Consider the following 25,078-nt stretch of genomic DNA (forward strand, 5'->3'; position numbering starts at 1 on the left):
TGTCGGGCAGCGTGTATATCGTGCCACCTGGTCGATGGCCTGCTCCGGATATGCAGGTAAGCAAATGTAGCGGGCGATTGGACGCCTAGCTACCGATTACCTGTCCAATCCTGATCAGATTGCCGCTCTCATCGACAAGCGCAAATTCCCGCATGCCCCAGGGCTTGTCGCTGACAGCATCGAGCCTGGGGATGCCGTGTGCCGGAAGCTGCGCGGCACGCATGGCGGCGTAGACCGCATCGACATCGCCAACCCGGATATAGCAGCCCGCATAGCAGGCCGCAGGATCCAGGTCCGGGTGCGCGAAGAAATGCAGCTCCACCTCGCCACGCGTCAGGATCGCGTAGCCCGCATCGTGCGGGTGCGCGTCGCCGACAAAGCCCAGCCGCCGATAGAAGGCGACCGTGTGTTCGATCGAGCGACCGGGGAGCAGTGGGATCGCACGGTCTGGCGTTTCAGCAGTGGAAGTCATCGCTTTCTCGTAGTGGGATAACGAAGCCGTCTTTGAGCACAACGATACGCCAGATACGAGGGATCGGTTGGGAGCCGTGCCGTGCTGTCTTGACTCGCTGTGTTGGCGAGTAGCAAGATCGCTCTGCTGCGGCACATTCCGCAGCCGGGTTTAGCAGCCCGTAATCACAAGGCGCACCAGCGCCCATTGCACGATGTCGGCGCTTTTCTTTTGCCCGACTTATCGCATGGGCAGGCGTGCTCGCTTTACGGCGGGCGGTGCGCGGAGACCGCAAGGTCTGCCGGTTCCTTGTGACCGGTCTGCTAACCGCGCATCGTCCGCCACCCTCGTTTAGCAGCGATGCGGCGGACTTCCTATCGCACAAGGAGTTCGATATGACCCGTCCAAAAGCAACCGCCCGTGCACGCGCTGCATCGCCTTCCAGTCGATCTGTTGTGACACGCGCCAGATCCAAGCACCGCCCGGCCGCCAGCATGACCGACGCTGAGCCAGCGGTGGATCCAGCGCTGGCGCCTACCCCGCCCTTGCGCAAGCCCGGCTTCCGCATTCCAGAGCGGGTCACCATGAGCTACCAGCACTACGACGTGCGGCGTGCCGAGGATGTCATCGGTTGCGCGGTGCCCAAGCTGCGGCTGTCCGGGCGCTGGCTGGAACACTGCGGTTTCGCAGTGGGTGATGCCTTGCGGGTGACGGTGGGACGCGGCGTGTTGTTGATCAGCCGCGTGGCGCCTGCGGTACCAGCGGTGAGATCGCGCCGCAGGTGACACGCCTGGGGCGAGCACCCTTGCCCGGCGCTTTGCGGTTCCTTCTCCCGTGCACGGGAGAAGGGACACATCCTGCTCTTGTCTGGATTGGAGAAGGGAGGCCGGCTGTTCCTGTTTGCGCGTGAGAGCAGAGGTGTCTGTTGCGGTGCGGAGCAGCAAGCGCAGGGGTGTCGGCGGCAGAGAGCATCTTGCCTGCAATGGCATCTGCACCACATCGCTCGACATGACATGCTTGGCCTCACCTACGCCCCACCCACTTTCGGACAGGTTCAAGCGCCACATGGCCATGCGCAAGAAACACGAGTTGCCGGAAAAACCCTGCATGCAATGCGGGCGGCCGTTTCGTTGGCGCAAGAAGTGGGAGCGCGTGTGGGACGAGGTGAAGTACTGCTCCGACCGTTGCCGTGGCGAGAGCAAGCGAACGCGTCCGACTCCGTGACCTACGCGGTGTGTTGATCGCCGATCGACAACACGCGCAACCCCATCGCCAAACCAGCGCACACCGACGCATGCGCGTAGTGTTGGTGCGCGACATGCTTAGACTCTATCCGTCAGGCTGACGTCCATGCCGCCGCTTGAGCTAGCCACATCCGCACTGATTGGCGAATGTCAGTGGCAGACACATGGCATCTGATGGGTCACTGTCCTTCCGTATCGATGGAGTTCTCTGCATGAAAATGGCTGTCTTCAGCACGCGCCCTTACGACAAGCGCTTTCTCGATGAAGCGAAACTACGCCTAGGCACGCAATGTGCAGCCGAGTTCGTTTATTTCGAGGCATCGCTCGATCTGCAGACGGCAGCGTTGGCGCAGGGCTGCGAGGTGGTCTGCGTGTTCGTCAACGACCAGCTCGATGCGCCCGTGCTGCAGGCACTGCACGCGGCCGGTGTGCGCGCGGTGCTGCTGCGCTGTGCCGGTTTCAACAATGTGGATCTCGCTGCGGCCACCGCACTTGGGCTGTTCGTGGCACGCGTGCCGGCCTACTCGCCCGAAGCGGTGGCCGAGCACACCCTGGCGCTGGTCATGACCCTCAACCGCCAGACGCACCGCGCCTACAACCGCGTGCGCGAGGGCAACTTCATGCTCAATGGCCTGCTCGGCCGCACCTTGCACGGCAAGACGGTGGGCCTGATCGGGCTGGGCAAGATCGGGCTGGCGACTGCGCGTATCTTTCAAGGGATGGGCTGCGATGTGCTGGGCTTTGATCCTTATCCCACGCCTGGCTTCGATGCGCTCGGGCAGCGGGTGGAGCTGGAGACGCTGTTCGCCCGCTCGGACATCGTCTCGCTGCACTGCCCGCTGACACCGGCAACGCAGCACCTGATCGATGACGCGGCGCTGGCGTCGATGAAGCCGGGGGCGATGCTGGTCAACACCTCGCGCGGTGGCTTGGTGGATACCGATGCGGTGATCCGCGCGCTCAAGTCCCGCCAGCTCGGCCATCTGGCCATCGATGTCTACGAGCAGGAAAGCGCGTTGTTCTTCCAGGACCGCTCGGGCGAGATCATCGACGACGAAGCGTTTCAGCGCCTGATGACATTCCCCAATGTGCTGGTGACCGGGCACCAGGGATTCTTCACCGCCGAGGCATTGCAGGAGATCTCCGACATCACCCTGCGCAACCTTGCCGATTTCGCTGCCGGTTCCCCATGCGCGAATCGTGTTCCGGCACCTTAGCGGCACCTTCTCGCTCACCACCTGCGCAAGTTCGACGCATCGACTCCTCTGTCGTGCTACTCGGGTTCAAGCCGGTACGGCAGTTGCCTGGCGACGCAGCGCACAGATCCGCGTGCAACCAACCGCGGCGGCCAGCCCCAGCTGACCGGTGTACCAGCTCACCTGCCGCAAGTACCCACCCAGGCGGCAGTTGACTGCATGGCCCAGTGGCCGCACCAACCTGTGGCCCCGGCGCATGTATGCATCCCGGATCACCGGCGCCACGCCCTGCAGCAGAACCGGGTCCAGCCGGCTTGCCAACAAGTGTACAAACACGTCGATACCCACCATCTCCAGCAGTGGTATGGCCGCTGCAACCTCCGGATTGGATGCGATGCAGGCAATCGCCAGCGTGGTGATGGCAATGACCGCCCTGCGGTTCAAGTTGATCGGCCACATGTCGATGGTCCTGAGCGCTCTCTGGATGTCATGCAGATCTGCACCATTCAGACATCTTGGCTTGCCTGTCGGTCACGATACCCGGACGCCCTGGCTGCCGCCGGATGTATTGAAGATGCGCGTCAGCACCAGCACGAGCAGGACCACAAAGCTCAACTCCCACACATAGAATGCGGCGCCCACGTGATCGATCATGACTTGCTGGCCAGCCTCGTTCTTGTCGAACCGGGTTGCGCGAAAGGTATCCAACCCGATCAGGCAAGCCGCTACCAACAGTGCCGCCGCCATCTTGTCCGCCTTGAGGAAATAACACAGCCATGCCAGCAGGAACAGCGGGTTACTCATCCAGGCCAGGCACTGGCCATCGAGCACCTGCATCCAGCCAAGTAGCAGGATGACAAATCCACCCAGTTGATCATCACCACCATGCAGTGCAGGAAGGCACAGCGAAATGCCGTACAGCAGGGCAGATAGCAGAAGTGGAAACAGCTTCATGGGCGTCCTTGTCTGATGATGAGGCGAGTGCATGTCCCCGCGTTGGGGAGGCTCGTTCCATCTCGGCACAAGCCAACCTGCATCACTATAGACACTGCGCGTGCCGCTTTCACGACCACGCTGCCAAGCCCGCCGACGCATCTCGTGGAGCGGCGGACGCTTCGGCCCAATGCATCGCTATGGCATGCTTGAACCCCTGCCGCACAGCGTCCGACGTCCGCCTTCCCATGGCCGCCCACAAGAAGCAGAACTTGCCGGAAAAGCTCTGCGTTCAATGCAGGCGACCCTTCTGCTGGCGCAAGAAGTGGGAAAAGGTGTGGGACGAGGTGAAGTATTGTTCGGACCAATGCCGCCGAAACAGCAAGCGGCAGCGCCCGGAACAATAGCCTGCTCACGCACAACCCGTCTCTCCCGTGCCGTCGCGCCTGAGCCGAGCGGGTTCGGCCATTCTGACAGCCGGTTGCGGCTAACGTTTACCAGCTTTTTTCGCAGCACCCGATCCACTCGCCCGCTTGGCAGCGCTGCCTTTACCTGCCACTGCCATGTTGTCCACCAGATTGGGATAGGGGCGGCCTGCTGCCTTGGCGCGTTGTCTGGCCTGTGCCTTCTGCGCCGGGGACAGCGGACCTGAGCGCGAGCGACTCTTGGGGTTGGGCCTTTTCCATGGCGCAGACGTCTTGCTTGTGCCTTTCTGCGCTGCACCGCGCGTGGAAGCGCTCTTCCCGGCTGCAGTTCGGCGGGCGACCGTCTTGTTTACCGCTTTCTTCGTCGATGCTGCCTTCTTTGCAGGAGATTTCCTGGCCGCAGTCTTCTTGACTGCCTTCTTGACTGCCTTCTTGCCGGTCGCCTTGCGGGCACCGGCCGAGGGCGCCGACTTGCGCGTCGCTGCGTTACCGGCGCTCGTTTTCTTGGTCGCGGCCTGTGTTGCCGACGGTTTCCTCGCTGGCGACGTTCCGGTTGCTTTCTTTGCGACCGCCTTCTTTCTCGCGGTCTTCTTCGGGGTGCGCTTATCCGCGGCACCGGCATGGGCGGCGGCCGTCGTGGTCGCGCTTGCTCGTTTTCCTGCCGGGGTCTTCGCGCTCGCCGCCTCTTCCAGACGCTGGTACAGCCGCGCCGCCCAGCGCTGGCCGGCATCGCCGCCCCAGAGCAGCCAGGCAATGTAGCCGGCCGATGGCGCGCTACGGTCGGCCCAGCCCTTACCAGTCTTGTCCACGTTGTGGCGCGCGAAGTACGCATGCATGCGCCGGATGGTCTGCGTGGAAAGCGATTTCCGTGCCGAAAGATCGCGCGCACGCGCAACGCCGATTGCGGTGCCACCACGCCCATGCTGCTCGCGCAACCGCAGTCCGCGTGCCGCCGCGTCGGCAACTGTCTTGGGTGGTGTTGTCGAAGACGCCTGCTTTGCCGGTTTGCGTGCCACACCTTTCTCCTGTCGTATCGCGTTGCCGTAGTGTTCGCATGCGCGGTGCTGCTGCATGTGAAGAAGCCGGCAGCCAGGACTGCCTAGGCAGCCTGCCGGGGGACATCACGGCAATGCGCAAGCACGCGCGACCTGGCGCTGGATCGGCTTGCTTGTGCGAGTGGATCATCGCGCGCGTGTCGCTACACTGGCCTGCCCACGCCATCGGAAGAGTGCTGCATGCGCCTGTTGACGAGCTGGTTCCGCGCAAGCCTGTTTGCTGCCGCGATCGGCACTTTCCCCGCGCTTGGTCAGGCCACCGACAAGGCGGTGCCGGTGGCCACCTCGGCACAAGCGAAGCAGGCAGCCTCCTGGCAGACGCTGACCCCGCACGACAGACCGCATGCGCGCCATGAGAACAGCCTGGTGTCGGTCGGCGATAGGCTCTATCTGATCGGAGGGCGCGACGACCGCCCGCTGGACATCTTCGATACCACAACACGCCGCTGGTCCAAGGGCAGCACGCCGCCGCTGGCGGTCAGCCATGCGCAGGCGGTGGTGTCGTCGGGGAAGATCTACGTCGTCGGCGGCCTGACCGGCGACTACCCGGAAGAAGCCGCGCTGACCCACCTGTTGATCTACGACCCTGCCACTGATCGCTGGCAGGCCGGCGCGGAGATTCCCAAAGGCCGTCGCCGCGGCGCGGCAGGCGCGGTGGCGCACGACGGCGTGCTGTACCTGGTCGGCGGCAACACGCGCGGCCATATGAGCGGGTATGTGCCGTGGCTGGATGCGTTCGACACCAGGACGCAGCGATGGACGCAGCTGGCCGACGCACCGCGTGCGCGCGATCACTTCCATGCAGTGGTGCTCGACGGCAAGCTGTATGCCGCCGGTGGCCGCAGGTCCTCGCACGAAAGTGGCAACACCTTGGCGCAGACGATTTCCGAAGTCGATGTCTATGACATCCAGCGCGGCACCTGGAGCGTTGCCCCGGCCGCGCTGCCGACGCCGCGCGCCGGTGCCGCCGCCATTGCACGCAATGGCCAGCTGCTGGTCATGGGCGGCGAGAGCACGCGCCAGGTCAAGGCGCACGACGAGGTCGAAGCCTACGACCCGGCCACCTCCACCTGGCAGACCCTGGCTTCGCTGCCGCAAGGGCGCCACGGCACCCAGGCCGCAGCGGTCGGCAACGCGCTGTACATCGTGGCGGGCAGCGGCAACCGCGGCGGCGGGCCGGAGCTGGATGATGTGCTGGTACTGCATGAAAGCAGCGCGCAATAGGCCATGCCGACTCCCGCGTGCGGCATGCTGCGAGAGACCCGGTTGAAAATTGTGCCTCTGCAGATGAGGATCTAATCTGCCGCATCGTTGTTCAGTGTGCAGCGCCAGGGAGTGGTCATGTCGAAACGTGGATCAGATCACACGCCATCAACGATGCCTGGCGTTGCCGGGCAATTTTCGCTGCCACTGGTACAGGCGGAAGGCGAGCCGGCAACATCGCCACTGCTGGCGGCTGCCGACCCGCGTTACAGCAATTACATCGTCTATGTCGATGAAAGCGGCGACCACGGCCTGGAGTCGGTAGATCCCAACTATCCGGTGTTTGTGCTGGCCTTGTGTGTCTTCCACAAAGGCCACTACGCGCAACACGTGGTTCCCGCCATTGAGTCATTCAAGTTCAGGCATTTCGGGCATGACGTGGTGATTCTCCACGAGCATGACATCCGCAAGGAAAAGGGACATTTCCGCTTCAATGATCGGTTGGAAAAGACGATTTTTCTGGACGAGCTGACGGGCATCATCGAGTCGCATAACTTCATCCTGATTAGCTGTGTCATCGACAAGACACGGCTGAAGGAAAAGGCCCAGACCGCAGACAATCCCTACCACCTGGCGCTCGCATTCTGCCTGGAAACACTTTTCGAACTGATGCAGGAAAAGAAGCAGGACAACGTTGCAACGCACGTGGTGGTTGAATGCCGTGGCAAGAAGGAAGACCGCGATCTGGAGCTGGAATTCAGGCGGATCTGCGACGACGCAAACCGCTGGGGCCGGCAACTTCCCTTCACCATCGTCTTTGCGGACAAAAAGGCCAACTCATCTGGCTTGCAACTGGCTGACCTCGTTGCGCGGCCCATCGGGCTATCGGTACTTCGCCCGGATCATCCCAATCGCGCATTCGACGTGCTGCAGCGAAAATTCTTCTGCACGCAAGGCCGGCGTCAATTGGGTGTCGACTATGAAGGTTGGGGCCTGAAAATTTTCCCGCCGCCAGAAAGCGAAAAGCCCCGGTGATCTCACCGAGGCTATGACGCCGACCGGGAACCCCCAGTCCACTTAGGGTGCGAGTCTAGGGTTCTGGACCGAAGAATTCAAGGTTGCCTGCTACAAAACCGGTCTGTCAGCACATCGCATCCATCAGCTGTTGTGATTGCTGAAAGAAAAACGGCTTGCAACACAAGGCGATGGGTAAAGCTCCATCGCGGCCAGGGCCGCTCCTACTAAAGCGGCGATTGCGCGAACTCCAACCCAAGCGCCTTGACCCGCACCCGCGCCAGCATCGCGTGGGAGGTCATGTACAGCGTATGGCCGTCGTTGCCGAAGGCGCAGTTGGAGATGGGTTCACCGGTTTCAATACGGCCCAGCCTGCGGCCATCGGGGGCGAACACGATGACGCCGCCGGGGCCGGTGGCGAACAGGTGGCCGTCGGCGGAGACCGCCATGCCGTCGGGCAGGCCGGGCGAGTCCTTGGCGACCAGATCGGAGGCGTCGGCGAACACGCGCTTGCCGGTCACCGCACCGGCTGCGTCGAGCGTGTAGGCCATCCAGATCGGGCGCTCCGGATCGGAATTGGCCACGTACAGGGTGCGCGCATCGGGCGACAGTGCGATGCCGTTAGGAAGGCTGAGACTGTCGTCCAGCAGATGCACGCTGCCGTCGGTGTCCAGCCGGTAGACGCCGTTGTAGCGCAGCTCCTTGACCGGCGAATCGTTCATGCCCTTCAGGCCGTACGGCGGGTCGGTGAAGAACACCACGCCATCGCTACGGCGGACAAGATCGTTGGGGCTGTTGAAACGGTGGCCTTCGAACTGCGTCGCCAGCGGCGTCTTCTTGCGCGTGGCCGGGTCGAGCCTGGCGACGATGCGCGTGCCCGAATCGGCCAGCAACACAGTGCCGCCCGGTTCGGCATACAGCCCATTGGCGCCGGCTTCGCGCAGCGTGGCCTGCTCCGGGCCGCTGTAACCGGATGGCGATAGCAGGACCGACAGGCCTGCGTCCTCGGACCAGCGATAGAGCTTGTTTTCCGGCACATCGGTGAACAGCAGATAGCCACCGTTGCGGACCCAGGCCGGGCCTTCGGACCAGGTGAAGCCTTCGCTGAGCTTCTCGATGCGCGCATCGCCAGCGACCACCTCGCTGAAGCTGCGATCGAAGCTCTGCAGATGCCCGATCGCGGCAAAGCGCGGTGGCGGCACCTCCTTCCTGGTGCAGGCGGCGAGGATTGCCAGCAGCGGAACGGCCAACAGCAGATAGGGCGGCAAGCGCATCGGTCAGTCCAGTAACGAAGTCGGGCCATGATGCCACCATGTGTGTGCAGGCCTGCTGCGCACGCCGGCGGCCGTGCTAGCGCCCGCCAGCGTGCGCGGGTACCGCCAGCACCGCATCCAGCGCCGGCTTGGGCTGGTGATTGCGATCGAACAATAGCGGATAGTTGGTACGGCCCGGCACGGGGTAATCGTTCTTCCAGGACATGCCGTCGCTGACACCCCACACGCTGACGCGTGCGAGTTTGTCGCGCTTGCGCCAGAACAGCGCGAACAACTCGGCGTAGCGATCGCGCAGCTGCGCCTGCACCTGCGGAGGCAAACCCTCGCGATACGGGTCGAGAAAGCGCTTGAATTCCGGCAGCTGGAACTGCTTGTGTGCAAGCCCGGTCCCGATGACCTGGCCTTCCCTGGTGAGCGGCAACACGTCGATGTCCAGCTCGGTGATCATGACCTTGATGCCGAGCGCGGCGTAGGCATCGATGGCGTCTTCGATATCGCGCAGGCTGGGATAGTTGAGCCCCCAGTGTCCCTGCATGCCGACGCCATCGATGCGGATGCCCGATTGCTGCAGCATCCTGACCATGCGCACGATGCCATCGCGCTTGCTCGGCCGCCATGCGTTGAAATCGTTGTAGTAGAGCTCCGCATCCGGCGCATACCGTTGGGCAAAGGTGAAGGCGTTGCGCACCACGGTGTCGCCATCGCCGACACGCTGCACCCAGTTGGTATCGCGGTAACTGCCGTCTTCGTCGATGATCTCATTGACCACGTCCCAGGCCTGCACCTTGCCGACGTAGCGCCCCGCCACGCGCTCGATGTGCGCGCGCATGCGCTCCAGCTGCTGCGCCGGCGTATTGGGCTGGCCATCAGCGGTGGTGAAGAACCAGTCCGGCGTCTGGTTGTGCCACACCAGCGTGTGACCGACCACGAACATATGCTGCGCACGCGCGTCATCGACGAAGGCATCGGCGGCGGAAAAATCGTTGATGCCGCGACGCGGCGAGACCACTTCGGCCTTCATCACGTTCTCGGGCGTGAGCGCGTTGAAGTGGCAGGCGACCAAGGCCGCGGACGCGGCGTCGTGGCCTGACACGATCTCGGCATTGACGGCCGTACCGATCAGGAAGGCATCGGCATAGACCTGCTTGAGCGTCTGCCCCGGACAGGGAGAGGTGGCAACCGCCGACGGCGCAGCGCTGGCGATCGCGCTGCCACCCACCATGCCGGCCAGCAATAAGAAGGAAAACTGCGGAGGTGCGAACATGGAGGCAGCTCGATGAGGAAGGCATGGGCAACTGACCGGGACGCAGGCACGCACACTGGAGTGCAGCGTGCGTCGCGAGGGATGCGCAAGGCCATGGCACAGTCCGCCGGCGGCAAACTCTGGCGATAACGCAGCATAGCTGCTTCCGTCTCCAAGGGCGGCGACGACCTGGGTTGGCGCGTGCATGCCGGCAAACAGTGTGCGCCACGGCGTCCAGCGGTTGCGAGTACACATTGGCGCACCCATGTTGGCCTTGCCCCAACGTCCAACGGCTGCAGAGCGACATGGCGTGTCGGCGACGACGCGGCACGGAGCGTCTGCCGTCGCGTCGATCATTGCGCGAAGATCTACGTGCCGGCGGCAGTCGCATCGATCAGCGCGCCTGCGTTGTGCAGGGCGTACCGCACCCAACCAGTGCCTGTGCGCGGTAGCAGATGCAGGCACGTCACTGAGCGATGGATAGTGGCAGTGGCCGCAACGAGTTGCGTTGCACGAAGATGACCGGCGACGCGCCCCGGATCGGGGTCCACCCGGCCGCTGGCAAGTCCTACAACGAAAAACGCCCGGGAAGGCCAAGGCCTTCCCGGGCGTTGAGCACACCTTAGTTGTTTTGGGTGAAGCTGATGCGCGGCGACGAACCACCGGAAGCGGTGCAGCTGCCAAGGGTCAGGTTGTTCTGCTCAAACGTGGTGCCGGCGTTGCCCAGACACGTCGGGGCATTCGTCGTGCCGTCGTTGACGGCCACGTTCACGGTAACACTCGAGCCACGATTGAACGACACCACCGGATTGACGCTGCCATTGCCGAAGATATTGAACTCGGACTGCCGCCAGATCTTATTGATGTTCAATGTGGAGGCGGGTTGGTTCACGCTATAGGCCTGGCCGTTGACCGAGAACGAGACGGTGTCCACGCCACCAGCGGTCGCCGAGCCGGTCAGCTTGATGCTACCGATGTTCTTCACCGCGACCAGCGGTGCGTCCACTGCGTCGCTGTTGCGATAGCAGGCGTTCTGGTCGGGATAGGCGTTCCAGCCGGATGGACAGCCGACCGCGTTGTATTGCGAAGTGCTACCGGCGAAGAACCAGTCCTGGATGAAGACAATCGGAGTGCGGCCATTGCTGGCGTCGCCGTCACCATCGGTGGAGTAGATGAACTGCTCCCAGGTCTGGCACGTGGAGTAACCGAACTGCGAGCAGGTGGTGGGATTACTGGCGGTGTCGGTATTGATCTGCAACGAATAATCGGCCACGCCAGTGGTCACACCGCTCACGCTCGGGAACGAGCCCACCGCAGAGCGCGTGAACCTGCCGGTGCGTGCGGCGTAGTCGGTGCCGTTACCGACCGTGAAAGCACCATCGGTGTGCGCGGTGGTGGCGCGACCGTTGCCATTGATGGCGGCCGGTGGCACCGACACGAGCTTGGGTGGCGCTGCGCAACGTGTCGCCTGCCAGCCATTGTTCGGGAACGCCGAGCGGAAGCAACCCTCCATCGACGGCGCTTGCTGATGGATCGTCGCTTCCCAGGACGACATGGCCTTGGCGCGGCCGGCGGCGTTGATGGCCGAGCTCTGCGTCGCAGCCCCTGCGCTGGCCACACTTCCGATGATGCAGGCAACAAGCACTGACGTTGATCCAAAATTATTCATTCCCATTCCTTATGAAGGTGGAGTAAACGATCTTCCTCGCACGGCCAGGCCGGCCATGCGCCACCAGGAAGTAATGTCCGGGAAAACGAAGTTGAAGATGCAGCAAACGCATCAACTTTGGGCTGTGTCACGTTCTTGTGTTAAGCGCGCATCCGCGAGGTGTCGATGCTGCGTTACGGCATTTCGCAATCCGGGCGGCCGATGCGCGCAGACGACGTCTCAGCATTGATTGCCAGGGGCGATAGCGAAATACGCGCCCGACGGCGCCATGCAACGCACGCGTGATCAAGCCGATATCCATCACGCGAACTCCATGACGGGGCGGCTTTCATGGAACGATTACTACGGCATGGCCGATTGCTTTGGCCGCACCCGAGCACGCTCCCCATCTAGGCGGTGTTTTTTCTACGGCTGCCTGCAAGGTGAATTACTGCAGGCGACAGCTCATGCGCAATCTCATCACTGCGCCACGATCTGCGCCTGCGCGGCGTCCAGGCTGTCCGATTCGACATGCAGCGTGATGGTGCCACGCGCGCCGGACTTGGCACGCACGATCGCCAGGCACAGCCCGTTGAACGCATTGCGCTGCGGCGCGGCGAAGGATTCCAGGTTGGTGGGATCGCCGTTGTCGGTGGCGACCAGCTCGCCCGGGCCTTCGATGCGGAAACGCAGGCGGTCGCCGGCGGTCTGCGCAGGGCGTCCATCGCGATCGAGCAGGCGCACGGTGACGAAACTCAGATCCTGCCCGTCGCCACGGATGCTGCTGCGGTCGGGCGTCACCTGCATGCGCGCGGCGCTGCCAGCGGTTTGCACCCGGTCTTCGGCCCAGGGTTTGCCTTCCTTGTACGCCTGCACGCGCAGCTCGCCGGGTTGGTAGACCACCGCGTCCCAGCGCAGCCGATACTGCAGCGGGCCCTTGCGCTTGCGCCCCTGCGAAACGCCATTGACGAACAGCTCGGCCTCGTCGCCGGAGGTGAACACATGTACCGGCGTGACCTGACCCTCGCGGCCGGGCCAGGTCCAGTGCGGCAGCAGATGCGCCATCGGCAGATCGGGGCGCCAGCGCGATTGATACAGCCAGTAGCGGTCCTTGGGAAAACCGGCCAGATCGAAGATGCCGGAGTATGAACTGCGCGAGCTGTAGTACGGCGTGGGCTCGCCCAGATAATCGAAGCCGGTCCAGACGAATTCGCCGGCGACATACCGATGCCGGTCCTGTGCCGCGAACACCTTGTCGGCGCTGGAGCCGAAGTCCACCGCATGCAGTTCGTAGGCGCTGACCTGGTGCGCGACCGAGTCGCCGCCGCGCCCATCGCGCACCGGCGCGCTAATGTCTGGCGTCACCGGAAACAAATACACACCGCGGCTGCTCAACGCCGAGGCGGTCTCGCTGCTGAGAATGGGCTTGTGCGGGAACCTGCCATGGAACGCGGGATATTGCGGTTGTTTGCGGATGCGCTCGGTGCCTGCGAATTCCGGCGCGTCGCGGATGCCTTCGCCCTGGTAGTTAAGGCTGATGACATCCAGCGCAGCGGGCAGCGGCATCTCGGGCGAGGCGTAGTTCATCGCCACCGTGGCGGGGCGCGTGGGGTCTTCCTCATGCACGATGGCGTGCAGTGTGCGTGCGATCGCCGCGCCCTGCTCGCCGGTGTACTGCTCACCGACTTCGTTACCGACGCTCCACAAGATCACCGAGGGATGATTGCGGTCGCGCCGCAGCATCGCGCGCAGGTCCGGCTCGTGCCACTGCGGGAACACCAGGTGGAAATCCAGCGGGGTCTTCTTCATCTCCCAACTGTCGAACACCTCGTCCACCACCAGCAGGCCCATGCGGTCGGTCAGCTCCAATAGCTCCGGTGCGGGCGGGTTGTGGCTCATGCGGATGGCATTGGCGCCCATCTGCTGCAGCAACTGCAGTTGCCGCTCGGCGGCGCGCAGGTTGAACGCCGCACCCAGCGTGCCGAGGTCGTGATGATTGTTCACGCCGCGAATCGGCACATGTTCGCCGTTGACCAGCAGGCCCTTGTCGGCATCGAACACGATGCTGCGGATGCCGAACGGGGTTTCGTAGCGATCCACCACGTGCCCGTCCTGACTGACCTCGGTCACTGCGACATAGCGGTGCGGGCGCTGGGTCGGTGGCGGGCCCCACAGCCGCGGGCGGTCGATCTGCGTGCTGCCCTGCACACGGGCGCTACCACCGGCGGCAACCGCAACCTGCACCGCGACAATCCGCGCGACCGGCGCGCCGCTGCGTGTGCCGCGTGCATCGTCGAGCACATAGATCGCGGTGCTGACCTGCGCCTGCACCGCGCTGCGCGCGGCATTGTCCAGCGTGATCGCCAACTGCACCTGCGCGGTGCCGGCCGACACCTGCGGCGTGGTCAGCTGCGTGCCCCAATGCGCGACATGCAGCGGCGCAGCTTTGGTCAGCCACACATTGCGATACAGCCCGCCGCCCGGATACCAGCGCGCCGACTCCGGCGGGTTATCCAGACGAATCGCCAATTGATTGCGCGCACCGGGCACCACGTAGGGGCTCAGGTCCACGCGCCAGGAGCTGTAGCCATACGGCCAGCCGCCGACCAGCTTGCCGTTGAGCCAGACCGTGGCATAGGCCATCGCACCATCGAAATCGAGAAACAGCGCGCGCCCGCGATCGCTGGCGGGGATGTCCAGACTCTTGCGATACCAACCCACGCCCCAGCTTGGCAGGCGCCCCATGCCACCGTAGGGACCATCGGCCAGGAACGGCCCGGCGATGGCCCAGTCGTGCGGCAGATCCACGCGCTCCCAACCGCTGTCGTCGAACTGCGGCTGCACGAAGGCGACGCTGCTGCCGGGGTGGCCGGGCGGGCGTTTGTGCCGCTTCGCGGGATCTGCAATCAAGTTGTTGGCCGTGGGCAGGATCCACGGCTTGAGCACGCGGGTTGCGGCGGCATCGAGGCGCTGCGCCTGCTCGGGCTGCGCATCGGCCACCTTGCCGTCTTCGCTGCGTGGCACGTGCGGGCGGATGTCGTAGTCCAGGATCTGCCGATTGCCTGGAGGATCGCCCCGATGGAAGCGCCATTGCGCGTTGAGCGAGACACGCTCGCGCGGCAACTGGGTCGATGCCGGTGGTGCTGCCAGCGCGGGCACTACCACGCAGATGCGAAGCATCGCGACGCGCGCAAGGCGTGCGCAATCCCTGAGCGCGCGCATCACCCTCGCCTGCATGCCCGTGTGCGTCATATCGCGCCTCGCATCGACCGTGCCTGCAGGCGTGTCCCATCCGCACCACCTGCACGCGTGCAGGCATCGCTGCGTGCTGCCTCGCTCAGCCTCACAGCTTGTAGGCTTGCTTGGGCAGGCGATACGCCAGATCGATCGCAACCTCGACCGCCTCGTCCTCGTCCAGCCTGTGCTCGGCGACCAGCTTGGCGAGAAAGGCACTATCCACGCGCCGCGCCACATCGTGCCGCGCCGGAATCGACAGGAAGGCGCGGGTATCGTCGTTGAAACCCACGGTGTTGTAGAAGCCGGCGCTGGCCAGGGTCTGCTCGCGGAAGCGCCACATGCCTTCCGGCGCGTCATGGAACCACCAGGCCGGCCCCAGCAGCAGCGACGGGTAATGGCCGGCCAGTGGCGCCAGCTCGCGGCTGTAGCTGGTTTCGTCCAGGGTGAACACGATCAGGCGCAGGCGCGGGTCGTTGCCGAACCGGTCCAGCAAGGGTTTGAGCGCGTGCACGTAGTCGGTGCGCATCGGAATATCGGCGCCCTTGTCACGCCCGAAGGTCTGGAACAGCTGTCGGTTGTGATTGCGAAAGCAGCCCGGGTGCAGCTGCATCACCAGGCCATCGTCCAGGCTCATCGCCGCCATCTCGGTCAGCACCTGCGCGCGGAACAGCTCGGCCTGCGCCGGTGTGGCGGCACCACGCACCACGGTGTCGAACAGGCGTTGCGCCTCGGCCGGCGACAGATCGGCCGTGGCTGCGCTGGGGTGGCCGTGGTCGGTCGAGGTGGCGCCATGCGCGGCAAAGAACGCGCGGCGCTGCCGGTGCGCACGCAGATAGCCTTGCCAGCTCAGCACATCCTCGCCGGTGAGCGCGCCGAACTGCTGCAGCGCGCCGGCAAACTGCTCGTGTTCGGGGTCGACCACCGGGTCCGGGCGGTACGCGGTGAGCACGCGTCCCTTCCAGCCGCTGGCGCGAATGGCCGCGTGGTGCTGCAGCGTGTCCAGCGGCGACTCGGTGGTGGCAATCACCTCGATGTTGAAGCGCTCGAACAGGGCACGCGGGCGGAATGCCGGCATCTGCAGCGCAGCGGTGATGTGGTCGTAGTAATGATCGGCAGTGCCGGCATCCAGCCGGATGCGCAGATCGAACACGTCATGGAAGACATGATTGAGCCACAACGCTGACGGCGTACCGCGCAGCAACGTGTAGTGCTCAGCGAACACGCGCCACGCTGCGCGCGGGTCCACCGCCGCGCGCGACCCATCCGCACGCGGAATGCCCAAGGCATCCAGTGCGATGCCCTGGCTGTAGAGCATGCGGAACACGTAGTGATCCGGCACCAGCAACAACTCGGTGGCATTGGCGAACGGCGCGTCGGTAGCGAACCACGCCGGATCGGTATGGCCGTGCGGGCTGATGATCGGCAGTGCGGCGATCTGCGCGTACAGGCGGCGCGCGATCGCACGGGTGCCGGGGTCGGCGGACAGCAGGCGGTCGGCGTGCAGGGTCAGCGGAATGGAGGTAGGCATCAGTCGGTCGCCGAACGGGCAGGAAAGAGGCAGGGCACCGGGATCATCGCGCCGCGCCGTGGCTGGCAACGTAATCGCGCAGCCAAGTCAGCGCCGGCCGCTCGGTGGCATCGGCCCGGATCAGGTACGCCGCCTCCTTGTCGCGCCACAGCCCGGGACGAAAGCCCCACAGCGTGATGCCGCGCACGCCGGGGTGCTCCCAGAACACCGGGAACACGCGTTGGTAGGCGGCCAGCTGCTGCGCATCGGTGGGCCCGTCCAGGTCGAACTCGGTGATGTAGATCGGCAAGCCGGTCGCGGCCAGTGCATCGAGATTGTCGCGGTGCACCGACATCGCCACATTCGGGGTGGTTTCGAAGGCATGCTCTTGCACGCCGATCGCATCGACCAGCTGCTCGCGCTGCAGCAACTGCACGATCTGCAGGTATTTCTGCGTGGCCTGGGGGCTGTTGGTGATGCTGTAGTCGTTGATCATCAGCCGCGCACGCGGAAAGTGCTGGCGCGCCAGCCGGAACGACTGCAGCACCCACTCCCAGCCGCTGGCGCCGTTGCCGCCGAGCGCCTGCAGATAATTGCCGCCGCCGGTGTCGTCCTTGCTGGGCGGGTCGTTGAGCGGCTCGTTGACCACTTCCAGCAGGTCGATCTCCGGATAGCGCTGCGCCACCGCGGCAAACCACTGCTCGATCTCGCGGCGTTGCTCGGCCGGCCGCAGCGACTTGATCCACTCCGGCTGCTGATTGCCCCACACCATCACATGCATCTGGAACGGCATGCCGTTGGCCTTGGCCAGCCGGTAGGCGGTATCCAACCCGCTCCAGTCCATCTGGTCGCGCACCGCTTCCACGCTGCCCCACTTGCCGCTGTTCTCCGGCGTGAGCTTGTTCCAGTACTGCGCAAATCCCGGCGCCTGTTGCGGACTGTAGGCGCTGCCCAGGAACTTGGGCGCGCCGGAAGCCAGCGGTGCGGCCTGCGCAAGCGTTGCGACGTTCGCCGCCAACAACAACCCCACTGCCAATGTGCGTAATTGCATGATGATCCCCTCAGGAAGATGCGTTGGCTGTCGGTGCGGAATCTGCCGGCAGCTGCGCCGGCGCCAAGCGTGGCACCAGCATGTGCACCACCGCCAGCGCCAGCAGATACGCCGAGCCTGCCATCAGGAACACCGGCACATAACTGCCGGTGGCCTGCAGCAGGAACCCGATGAAGGTGGCGATCAGCATGCCACCGACCGCGCCGGCAAAGCCGCCGATGCCGACCACGGTGGCGACCGCGTGGCGTGGAAACATGTCCGACGGCAGCGTGAACAGATTGGCCGACCACCCCTGGTGCGCAGCGGTGGCCAGGCCGATCAGGCCCACGGCCAGCCACAGGTTATCGGCGCGTGCGGCGAACACGATCGGCACCACCGAGATCGCGCAGATCAGCATCGCGCTCTTGCGCGCGCGGTTGACGCTCCAGCCGCGCGCGATGAAGCGCCCGGCGACCCAGCCGCCGGCAATGCTGCCGATATCGGCCAGCACGAAGATCACGATCAATGGCGCGCCCAGTTGCAACAGACTCAATCCGTATTCGGCATGCAGGAACTTGGGCAGCCAGAACAGGAAGAACCACCAGATCGGGTCGGTGATGAACTTGCCCAGCACGAACGCCCAGGCCTGCCGATGCCGCAGCACCTGCAACCACGACAGCCGCCGCTGCACCGGCTCGTGCGCATCGCTGCGGATATGCGCCAGCTCTGCCGCCGACAGGCCGGGTTGCTGCTCGGGCGGGTGATAGCTGAGCCACCACACCAGCAGCCACGTGGCGCTGAGTACGCCGGTGAACAGGAAGGCCGCCTGCCAGCCCCAGGCGGTGGCAATCAGCGGCACCAGCAAGGGCGCGACGATCGCACCGATGTTGGAGCCGGAATTGAAGATGCCGGTGGCCAGTGCGCGCTCGCGACGCGGGAACCACTCGGCCACCGTCTTCAGTGCAGCGGGGAAGTTGCCGGACTCGCCCAGCCCCAGGAAGAAGCGCGCAATCGCAAAGCCCACCACGCTGGTGGCCAGCGCATGCCCCATTGCCGCCAGGCTCCAGATGCCGATCGCCAGCGCGTAGCCGACGCGCGTGCCGAAGCGGTCGATCACCGCACCGCTGCACAACAGGCCCAGCGCGTAGGCGGCCTGGAACGCGGTGACGATATAGCCGTACTGGATTTCGTTCCAGCCGATCTGCGTCTGCAGAAACGGCGCCAGCACGCCCAGCACCTGGCGGTCGACATAGTTGATGGTGGTGGCGGCAAGCAGCAGTGCGCAGACGCGCCAACGCATGCGGCCCAGGCGCGCCAGCGTGCCGGCAGCGGCAGCCGCTTGCGGCAACTCGCTCATGCGCGCTGGCGCCATAGCGCTGCTGTACGCAGCCTGCGACGGGCAATCGCGCAACGGCCACTGCAATGCGCTGCCACGTGTCGCGCGTGGCCCAGCCTCTGGCTACCGTGTTCTTCGGTTCGATTCATCGAGCACTGCACCTGCACGAAGGTGGCCTTGCGCCACGGGTGATAGCGCTACCATTACCACGCTGCTGGGCAAAAACCATCGCGCAGTGCAGCACGCCAGTGCGCCATACGCGGCCAGCATCATTCCGATCAGCGCCACTGTCGCAGCCGCCGCGATGCCTTCCGTCGCCTATGCTGCCCTGCAGCGTGCTGTTCTGAATTTGGTAGCGCTAACATCGGCCACCGCTGATCGCCCGTCTCCCCCATCGCACCATCGCCGCGCCGCTGTTCGGCAGCGGCACTCCCTGCGCAGGGGCGATGCGTGGGACATCTGCTCACCTGTTAGGGAAGGGATTACGGTGAAGAACAGCTACGCACAAACCGCGTTGTCCTGCGCGTTGGGGTCCATCCTGCTGGGCATGACCAGCACCGCCGCCTGGGCGCAGTCCAGCGACGCCGACAGCGCTTCCCCCGCACAACCGCCCGCGGCCGCCGCTGCCAGCGGCGATGCGGTGACCCAGCTCGACACCGTCACCGTCTCCGGCTACCGGCGCAGCATCCAGTTTTCCACCGACGCCAAGCGCGACTCGGTCGGCTTTGCCGACACCGTGTTTGCCGAGGACATCGGCAAGTTTCCGGACATGAACATCGCCGAGTCGCTCAACCGCATCCCCGGCGTGCAGCTCTCGCGCGACGTCAATGGCGAGGGCCTCAACATCGCCATCCGCGGCCTGGGCACCAGCTTCACCAAGACCACGCTCAACGGCGCGAGCATCGCCACCGCTTCGATCGGCCTGAACGCGCAGAACCAGAACCGCGAAGTCGATCTGAACCTGTTTCCCACCGAGTTCTTCACCCAACTCACCGTCAGCAAGACGCCCACCGCCAGCATGCTCGAAGGCGGCGTCTCCGGCGTGGTGGACATGCGCAGCGCGCGCCCGTTCGATCGCCCCGGCGTGCACTTCACCTATCAGGCCCAGGCGGACTGGAACAGCACCAGCGAAAAGACCACCCCGCGCGGCGCCTTCATGGGCAGCTGGACCAACGAGCAAGGCACCTTCGGCGCATTGCTGGGCGTGGCTTCGGTCCGCGGCAAGCTGGGCGTGCGCGGCTTCGAAAGCGTGGGCTGGACCAACCCCGGCCTCACCTACACCCAGTGCGGGCTCACCCCGCCTGCCGGCACCCCGGCCACCAATCAACCGGCCGCGTGCAACGTCAATGGCGGCGGCAACTGGCGCATCCCCGACCGCGTGCCGGCCACCGCCGGCAGTGGCCTGACCACCGGCGAGACCATCGATGCGGCCTGGCTGCTGGCGCGCAACCCGGGCCTGAGCATCGACCAGATCAGCGACGCGCTGATCCCGCGGCTGGGCCGCAGCGTGTACATGAATGGCGATCGCGACCGCGATGCCTCGGTGATGTCGCTGGAATGGCGCCCGTCCGACAGCATGCATTTCTACCTGGACACGCTGTATTCGGAAGCCAAGCGCACCACCGAGCGGATCAGCATGAATCTGATCGGCCGCAACGGCAACATGATCCCGCTGGGCATGCAGCTGGACCAGAACAACGTGGTCACCAGCGCCACGTTTGCCAATGCGCAGTACTTTCTGGAAGCGCGCCCGTACCGGGAAGAGGTCAAGTTCTGGAGCGTCAATCCGGGTGCCGAGCTGTTGTTCGGCGAGAACCAGGACATCAAGCTCAACGTGCAGGCCAATGCCACGCGCAGCTGGCTGGAGCGCGAGTCGCCCAGCATTCTGGTCACCTCGCCGTTCACCACCGTCGATTACCGCAACGAAGGCGGCGACCGCCCCTCGATTAGCAGCCCGCTCGATCTCAACGACCCCAATCTGGGCTGGGGCTGGAACGGCGGCCGGGTCAATATCCAGAACGAAAAACGCGTGACCGAGACCCGGGGTGCACGCGCCGATCTGCAGTTCGGCGAAGACAAGCGCAACATCAAGATCGGCGCCGCCTACGACCAGGCCGAGCGCACCATCCGCGGCTTCGACAACAGCATCGCCTGGGAGCAGGTGGTCTGCCGCGGTGGCGGCGGCAATGTCTGCAACGGCGGCCCTGGCTCGGCAATCCCGAATGCGGCGCTGGCCGGCTATCTGCGCCCCGGCCCGGACGGCTTCATCACCGCCGATTTCAAACGCTTCCTGGGCGACACCAACTATTACGCGCTGCGCGATTCCGCACCGGAAACCAACTCCGCCAATACCGGTGCCTCGGCCGGCGGCATCCGCGAAAAAAACTGGGGTTTCTATATCGAAACCAACGCGGAAACCGAAGTGTGGAACCGCACGCTGCGCTTCAATGCCGGCGTGCGCTACGTGACCACCGACCAGACCATCACCGGCCCGGTCACCATCAACGGCATCCGCCGCGTCCAGGTGCTGGATTCGGACTACAAGGAGACCCTGCCCTCGTTCAACGCCGCCTGGGACGTGGCCGACAACGTGGTGCTGCGCCTGTCCAGCTCGCGCACGCTCACCCGGCCTGACCCCAGCGCGATGCTGCCCAACACCAATTTCAGCGACCCCTCCGCGCAGACCGCAACCCAGGGCAATCCGAACCTGGCGCCGTACCTGTCCACCAACGTGGATTTCGGTGGCGAGTGGTACACCGGCGGCGAAGGCTATGTGGGCCTGACGTTGTTCAACAAGCGCATCAGCGGCTTCACCGTCAACGGCGTGCGGCGCATTCCCTTCAACGACCTGGGCGTGCCCTACGACAGCCTGCTGCCGATCCAGCAGGCCGGCCTGGACCAGCGCGGCGGCCCGAATGCGGCCACCGTGGATGTCCAGACCCAGGTCAACGCCGACGGCGTGCTCAACATCCGCGGCACCGAGGCGATCTGGGTGCAGCCGCTGGACCGGCTGGTCGACGGCCTGGGCTTCAGCGTGAACTACACCCATGTCACCCAATCCTCCGAAGGCGAAGGCATTCCGGCAGTGGCGGTCGGCGTCGCCCCCAACCTGTGGAACGGCACCGTGTACTGGGAAAAGGACGCCGCCTCGGTGCGCCTGTCCTACACCTGGAACGACGACATGGTGATCTCCGGCGCCAACCAGAACGGCATTCCCTACGCGCGCCTCAACGCCGATGCGCGCGGGCAGCTGGATCTGTCTGCCAGCTACACGCTGGAGTCGCTGCCGTCCAAGCCGCAGATCACCCTCAACGTCACCAACCTCACCGACGAGCCGCTGCGCACCACCTACGCCTGGCCCAACGCCACCTACGATCTGTACGAGCCCGGGCGCACGGTCATGCTCGGGATCCGCGGTACCTTTTGAGTGCTGTGTTTGCCGGTCGCGATCACCTCCCATCGCGACCGGCAGCCTGGCGCGCGCCGCGGCGTTTTCCGCAGCACTCCCTGAGCCCCGCCCCACCTCATGAACGATCGCTCACAACAGCTCTCCTTGCGCGAAAAGATCGGCTACAGCCTGGGCGACCTGGCAGCCAACCTGATCTTCCAGACGCTGGTCACCTTCCTGGCGTTCTTCTATACCGATGTGTTCCGCATCCCGGCGAGTGTGGCCGCCACCCTGATCTTCGTGGTGGGCATGCTCGGCGCGTTCGTGTTCACGCCCATCATCGGCATCCTGGCCGACCGCACCCGCACGCGCTGGGGCAAGTTCCGCCCGTGGATCCTGTGGACGGCATTGCCGTTCGGTGCCTTGTCGCTGGCCGCGTTCAACACGCCCGCACTCGGCGAACAGGGCAAGATCGCCTACGCCTTCGCCACCTACACGCTGCTGATGCTGGTGTACGTGGCCAACAACCTGCCGTACTCGGCATTGAGCGGCGTGCTCACCGGCAGCATGGAGCAACGCAATAGTTTGTCGGCGTACCGCTTTCTAGCGGTGACGTTTGCACAGTTCATCATCCAGGTGTTGTTGCTGCCGCTGGTGCTGATCCTGGGCAATGGCGACAAGGCACAGGGCTTTCGCAACACCATGGCGCTGTTCGCCGCCGTCGGCACGCTGTGCTTTCTGATCACCTTCTTCACCACCCGCGAGCGCGTGCTGCCGATCAGCGAACAACGCAGCAGCGTGCGCCAGGACCTCACCGATCTGGTCCGCAACAGACCCTGGCTGGTGATGCTGTCGCTGACCATCCTGGTCTTCATCAATCTCGCCATGAAGGGCGGGATGTACATCTACTACTTCAAGTACACCCTCGACGCGAACGCATTGACGCTGTTCCTCGACAACGCCGGCTTCAACCGCTTCATTGCTGCAATCAACAGCATGCTCACCGGCGCCGGCATGAGCGCGCTGCAATGGCCGCAGGACGCACCCACCTCGGCCTTCAGCGTGTTCAGCGCCGGAGGCATCCTGGCGATGATCGTGGGCATCGGCTTTTCCAAGCGGCTGGCCGACCGCTACGGCAAGCGCAACGTGTTCGGCGGCGCGCTGCTGATCTCCACGCTGTTCCTGCTGGCGTTCTACGTGTATCCGCCGACTGCGATCGCCTGGGTGTTCGCCTCCTACGTGCTGCACGGCTTCTTCTACGGCATCACCATCCCGCTGCTATGGGCAATGATCGCCGACGTGGCCGATTACTCGGAATGGAAGAACCACCGCCGCGCGACCGCAATCATTTTCTCGGCGATGTTGTGCGGCCTGAAGATCGGCCTGAGCGTCGGCGGCGCGCTGGTCGCCGGCATCCTGGCGTTCTATGGCTACGATGCCGCCCTGCCGCTGCAAAGCGATGCCGTGACAAACGGCATTCGCCTGGCCATCAGCGTGTATGCGTCCATCCCGTTCCTGCTCGGCACCGCGTTGCTGGCGCTGTACGAGATCGACAAGCCGCTGGAAACCCGCATCGAACACGAGCTGGGCCTGCGCCGACGCAGCGCCGCGCTCGCCACCAGTTGACGCCCTCTCCCTCCCACCTCATGCACAGGTACGCGCATGTCCGATGAACTGCACACCGCTGCACTGCAGGCGCTGGCGCGCACCGCCATTTCCGCACCGCTGGTCACCCATCTCTATACGGCCGACCCTTCCGCGCACGTGTTCGACGGCGCGTTGTACATCTACCCCTCGCACGACATCGATGCCGGCGTTGCCTTCAGCGACGACGGCTCGCACTTCGACATGGCCGACTACCACGTCTTCCGCATGGCCCATCCCGGTGCACCGGTGGAGGACCTGGGGCAGGTCCTGCACGTGCGCGACGTGCCCTGGGCACAGCGCCAGATGTGGGCACCGGATGCCGCGCAGCGCGACGGCAAGACCTATCTGTATTTTCCCGCCAAGCGGGCCGACGGCATCTTCCAGATCGGCGTGGCGGTAGGCGATGGCCCGCAAGGCCCGTTCGTCGCAGAACCCGAGCCCATCGCCGGCACCTACTCGATTGATCCGGCGGTATTTGCCGACCACGACGGCGCGCATTACCTGTACTTCGGCGGCATCTGGGGCGGCCAACTGCAGCACTACCGCGACAACGTCTATGCGCCGGAGCATCAGGAACCGGGCGACGACGCGCCCGCACTCGGCCCGCGCGTCGCCCGCCTGGGCGAAGACATGATCCAACTGGCCGAACCCACCCGCGAGATCATCATCCTCGACAAACACGGCACACCATTACGTGCCGGCGACCATGCCCGCCGCTTCTTCGAAGGCCCCTGGGTCCACCACCATGCCGGCCGTTATTACCTGTCCTACTCCACCGGCGACACCCACCGGATCTGCTACGCCACCAGCGATACCCCATACGGGCCATTCGCCTACCAGGGCGTGCTGCTCGCCCCGGTGGTCGGCTGGACCACGCATCACTCCATCTGCCTGTTCGACGGCCAGTGGTATCTGTTCTATCACGATGCCGTGTTGTCGGGCGGGCAGACGCATCTGCGCAGCATCAAGATGGCACCGCTGGAGCACGACGCGGATGGAAGGATCGCGACGATTCATCCATATGGGGAAGACGCGGTATCGCCCTGGTGAATGCCGTCGGGCTACCGCCTGCCGGAACTCCGACCAGCCCGTCATGGCTCGACCGCCGGCACTGAACGACACGTCCTGCCACCGCTGCGCTTTCGAAGCGCGTCGTGATCCTCGTTGCGGCTGATCGTCGACCCGGCGCTCACCACTGCGTGATCGCGCGTTTCCTGGCATGCGCAAGGCGTCGGCCTAGCGCTTCA

General features: G+C 64.8%; 20 protein-coding genes. 9 read left to right on the forward strand and 11 right to left on the reverse strand.

Features of this window, described 5'->3' with window-relative positions; all coding sequences use genetic code 11:
* Positions 1 to 85: 85 nt before the first annotated feature.
* On the reverse strand, positions 86 to 472 hold the full coding sequence (locus ABQY74_RS19940) for a VOC family protein (RefSeq protein ID WP_054591734.1): 387 nt from the start codon (positions 470 to 472) through the stop codon (positions 86 to 88).
* A 473-nt stretch (positions 473 to 945) separates the two neighbouring features.
* Between ABQY74_RS19940 and ABQY74_RS19945 the strand changes: the two genes are divergently transcribed.
* The 3 genes from ABQY74_RS19945 to ABQY74_RS19955 all read left to right on the forward strand — a co-directional run bounded on the left by ABQY74_RS19945 (position 946) and on the right by ABQY74_RS19955 (position 2,912).
* Positions 946 to 1,236 (forward strand): SymE family type I addiction module toxin, encoded by a 291-nt coding sequence (locus ABQY74_RS19945; protein ID WP_047125057.1) that lies wholly within the window; start codon positions 946 to 948, stop codon positions 1,234 to 1,236.
* 280 nt (positions 1,237 to 1,516) lie between these two features.
* Positions 1,517 to 1,675 (forward strand): DUF2256 domain-containing protein, encoded by a 159-nt coding sequence (locus ABQY74_RS19950; protein ID WP_172454289.1) that lies wholly within the window; start codon positions 1,517 to 1,519, stop codon positions 1,673 to 1,675.
* A 232-nt stretch (positions 1,676 to 1,907) separates the two neighbouring features.
* Positions 1,908 to 2,912 carry a 2-hydroxyacid dehydrogenase gene (locus tag ABQY74_RS19955; RefSeq protein ID WP_115510021.1) on the forward strand — a complete coding sequence of 335 codons (1,005 nt, stop codon included), beginning with the start codon at positions 1,908 to 1,910 and terminating at the stop codon, positions 2,910 to 2,912.
* 66 nt (positions 2,913 to 2,978) lie between these two features.
* On the opposite strand, the gene ABQY74_RS19960 is transcribed toward ABQY74_RS19955, so the two are convergent.
* On the reverse strand, positions 2,979 to 3,350 hold the full coding sequence (locus ABQY74_RS19960; protein ID WP_115510022.1) for a hypothetical protein: 372 nt from the start codon (positions 3,348 to 3,350) through the stop codon (positions 2,979 to 2,981).
* Positions 3,351 to 3,422: 72 nt separating this feature from the next.
* Positions 3,423 to 3,845: a hypothetical protein gene (locus tag ABQY74_RS19965; RefSeq protein ID WP_115510023.1), complete on the reverse strand. Its 423-nt coding sequence runs from the start codon at positions 3,843 to 3,845 to the stop codon at positions 3,423 to 3,425.
* A 227-nt stretch (positions 3,846 to 4,072) separates the two neighbouring features.
* Here ABQY74_RS19965 and ABQY74_RS19970 point away from each other — a divergent pair, with 227 nt between their 5' ends.
* Positions 4,073 to 4,231, forward strand: coding sequence for a DUF2256 domain-containing protein (locus tag ABQY74_RS19970; RefSeq protein ID WP_046346114.1), 159 nt, complete (start codon positions 4,073 to 4,075; stop codon positions 4,229 to 4,231).
* 80 nt (positions 4,232 to 4,311) lie between these two features.
* Here the strand turns inward: ABQY74_RS19970 and ABQY74_RS19975 are convergent, their stop codons facing one another.
* Complete coding sequence (locus ABQY74_RS19975) at positions 4,312 to 5,322, reverse strand: DNA-binding protein (protein WP_202863775.1); 1,011 nt, start codon at positions 5,320 to 5,322, stop codon at positions 4,312 to 4,314.
* A 162-nt stretch (positions 5,323 to 5,484) separates the two neighbouring features.
* Here ABQY74_RS19975 and ABQY74_RS19980 point away from each other — a divergent pair, with 162 nt between their 5' ends.
* Both ABQY74_RS19980 and ABQY74_RS19985 read left to right on the forward strand, forming a co-directional pair.
* Complete coding sequence (locus tag ABQY74_RS19980) at positions 5,485 to 6,528, forward strand: kelch repeat-containing protein (RefSeq protein ID WP_349794649.1); 1,044 nt, start codon at positions 5,485 to 5,487, stop codon at positions 6,526 to 6,528.
* 117 nt (positions 6,529 to 6,645) lie between these two features.
* Positions 6,646 to 7,542: a DUF3800 domain-containing protein gene (locus ABQY74_RS19985; protein WP_349794651.1), complete on the forward strand. Its 897-nt coding sequence runs from the start codon at positions 6,646 to 6,648 to the stop codon at positions 7,540 to 7,542.
* Positions 7,543 to 7,748: 206 nt separating this feature from the next.
* Here the strand turns inward: ABQY74_RS19985 and ABQY74_RS19990 are convergent, their stop codons facing one another.
* From ABQY74_RS19990 to ABQY74_RS20020, 7 genes are all read right to left on the reverse strand, one after another.
* Positions 7,749 to 8,795 carry an SMP-30/gluconolactonase/LRE family protein gene (locus ABQY74_RS19990; RefSeq protein WP_349794653.1) on the reverse strand — a complete coding sequence of 349 codons (1,047 nt, stop codon included), beginning with the start codon at positions 8,793 to 8,795 and terminating at the stop codon, positions 7,749 to 7,751.
* Between the two features lie 76 nt (positions 8,796 to 8,871).
* Positions 8,872 to 10,059 carry an endo-1,4-beta-xylanase gene (locus ABQY74_RS19995; RefSeq protein ID WP_372469983.1) on the reverse strand — a complete coding sequence of 396 codons (1,188 nt, stop codon included), beginning with the start codon at positions 10,057 to 10,059 and terminating at the stop codon, positions 8,872 to 8,874.
* 601 nt (positions 10,060 to 10,660) lie between these two features.
* Positions 10,661 to 11,707, reverse strand: a complete 1,047-nt coding sequence (locus ABQY74_RS20000) for a hypothetical protein (RefSeq protein WP_349794655.1) — start codon at positions 11,705 to 11,707, stop codon at positions 10,661 to 10,663.
* A gap of 459 nt (positions 11,708 to 12,166) precedes the next feature.
* A complete protein-coding gene (galB, locus tag ABQY74_RS20005; RefSeq protein WP_349794657.1) occupies positions 12,167 to 14,866 on the reverse strand; it encodes a beta-galactosidase GalB in 2,700 nt (899 codons plus the stop codon).
* A gap of 163 nt (positions 14,867 to 15,029) precedes the next feature.
* Complete coding sequence (uxaC, locus tag ABQY74_RS20010; protein WP_349794659.1) at positions 15,030 to 16,451, reverse strand: glucuronate isomerase; 1,422 nt, start codon at positions 16,449 to 16,451, stop codon at positions 15,030 to 15,032.
* 43 nt (positions 16,452 to 16,494) lie between these two features.
* Positions 16,495 to 17,481 (reverse strand): endo-1,4-beta-xylanase, encoded by a 987-nt coding sequence (locus ABQY74_RS20015; protein WP_167707961.1) that lies wholly within the window; start codon positions 17,479 to 17,481, stop codon positions 16,495 to 16,497.
* A gap of 10 nt (positions 17,482 to 17,491) precedes the next feature.
* Positions 17,492 to 18,817: an MFS transporter gene (locus ABQY74_RS20020; RefSeq protein WP_349794661.1), complete on the reverse strand. Its 1,326-nt coding sequence runs from the start codon at positions 18,815 to 18,817 to the stop codon at positions 17,492 to 17,494.
* A gap of 466 nt (positions 18,818 to 19,283) precedes the next feature.
* Between ABQY74_RS20020 and ABQY74_RS20025 the strand changes: the two genes are divergently transcribed.
* The 3 genes from ABQY74_RS20025 (at position 19,284) to ABQY74_RS20035 (ending at position 24,881) form a co-directional block, all read left to right on the forward strand.
* Positions 19,284 to 22,223 carry a TonB-dependent receptor gene (locus tag ABQY74_RS20025; RefSeq protein WP_349794663.1) on the forward strand — a complete coding sequence of 980 codons (2,940 nt, stop codon included), beginning with the start codon at positions 19,284 to 19,286 and terminating at the stop codon, positions 22,221 to 22,223.
* Positions 22,224 to 22,322: 99 nt separating this feature from the next.
* The gene (locus ABQY74_RS20030) at positions 22,323 to 23,810 is read left to right on the forward strand and encodes an MFS transporter (protein WP_104553517.1); all 1,488 of its coding nucleotides are present in this window, start codon (positions 22,323 to 22,325) and stop codon (positions 23,808 to 23,810) included.
* Between the two features lie 36 nt (positions 23,811 to 23,846).
* Positions 23,847 to 24,881, forward strand: a complete 1,035-nt coding sequence (locus ABQY74_RS20035; protein ID WP_349794665.1) for a glycoside hydrolase family 43 protein — start codon at positions 23,847 to 23,849, stop codon at positions 24,879 to 24,881.
* Positions 24,882 to 25,078 lie beyond the last annotated feature (197 nt).

It is taken from the genome of Xanthomonas sp. WHRI 7064, from assembly GCF_040202355.2.
GTDB classification, from domain to species: domain Bacteria; phylum Pseudomonadota; class Gammaproteobacteria; order Xanthomonadales; family Xanthomonadaceae; genus Xanthomonas; species Xanthomonas arboricola.

Coding starts and splice junctions, on each gene's coding strand:
- ABQY74_RS20015 (WP_167707961.1), bottom strand. CDS start 17,481: ATGCAATTACGCACATTGGCAGTGGGGTTGTTGTTGGCGGCGAACGTC.
- ABQY74_RS19975 (WP_202863775.1), bottom strand. CDS start 5,322: ATGCAGCAGCACCGCGCATGCGAACACTACGGCAACGCGATACGACAG.
- ABQY74_RS19980 (WP_349794649.1), top strand. CDS start 5,485: ATGCGCCTGTTGACGAGCTGGTTCCGCGCAAGCCTGTTTGCTGCCGCG.
- ABQY74_RS19995 (WP_372469983.1), bottom strand. CDS start 10,059: ATGTTCGCACCTCCGCAGTTTTCCTTCTTATTGCTGGCCGGCATGGTG.
- ABQY74_RS20000 (WP_349794655.1), bottom strand. CDS start 11,707: ATGAATAATTTTGGATCAACGTCAGTGCTTGTTGCCTGCATCATCGGA.
- ABQY74_RS19965 (WP_115510023.1), bottom strand. CDS start 3,845: ATGAAGCTGTTTCCACTTCTGCTATCTGCCCTGCTGTACGGCATTTCG.
- galB (WP_349794657.1), bottom strand. CDS start 14,866: ATGCTTCGCATCTGCGTGGTAGTGCCCGCGCTGGCAGCACCACCGGCA.
- ABQY74_RS19960 (WP_115510022.1), bottom strand. CDS start 3,350: ATGTGGCCGATCAACTTGAACCGCAGGGCGGTCATTGCCATCACCACG.
- ABQY74_RS19940 (WP_054591734.1), bottom strand. CDS start 472: ATGACTTCCACTGCTGAAACGCCAGACCGTGCGATCCCACTGCTCCCC.
- ABQY74_RS19985 (WP_349794651.1), top strand. CDS start 6,646: ATGTCGAAACGTGGATCAGATCACACGCCATCAACGATGCCTGGCGTT.
- ABQY74_RS20035 (WP_349794665.1), top strand. CDS start 23,847: ATGTCCGATGAACTGCACACCGCTGCACTGCAGGCGCTGGCGCGCACC.
- ABQY74_RS20030 (WP_104553517.1), top strand. CDS start 22,323: ATGAACGATCGCTCACAACAGCTCTCCTTGCGCGAAAAGATCGGCTAC.
- ABQY74_RS19955 (WP_115510021.1), top strand. CDS start 1,908: ATGAAAATGGCTGTCTTCAGCACGCGCCCTTACGACAAGCGCTTTCTC.
- ABQY74_RS19990 (WP_349794653.1), bottom strand. CDS start 8,795: ATGCGCTTGCCGCCCTATCTGCTGTTGGCCGTTCCGCTGCTGGCAATC.
- ABQY74_RS20020 (WP_349794661.1), bottom strand. CDS start 18,817: ATGAGCGAGTTGCCGCAAGCGGCTGCCGCTGCCGGCACGCTGGCGCGC.
- uxaC (WP_349794659.1), bottom strand. CDS start 16,451: ATGCCTACCTCCATTCCGCTGACCCTGCACGCCGACCGCCTGCTGTCC.
- ABQY74_RS19945 (WP_047125057.1), top strand. CDS start 946: ATGACCGACGCTGAGCCAGCGGTGGATCCAGCGCTGGCGCCTACCCCG.
- ABQY74_RS19970 (WP_046346114.1), top strand. CDS start 4,073: ATGGCCGCCCACAAGAAGCAGAACTTGCCGGAAAAGCTCTGCGTTCAA.
- ABQY74_RS19950 (WP_172454289.1), top strand. CDS start 1,517: ATGGCCATGCGCAAGAAACACGAGTTGCCGGAAAAACCCTGCATGCAA.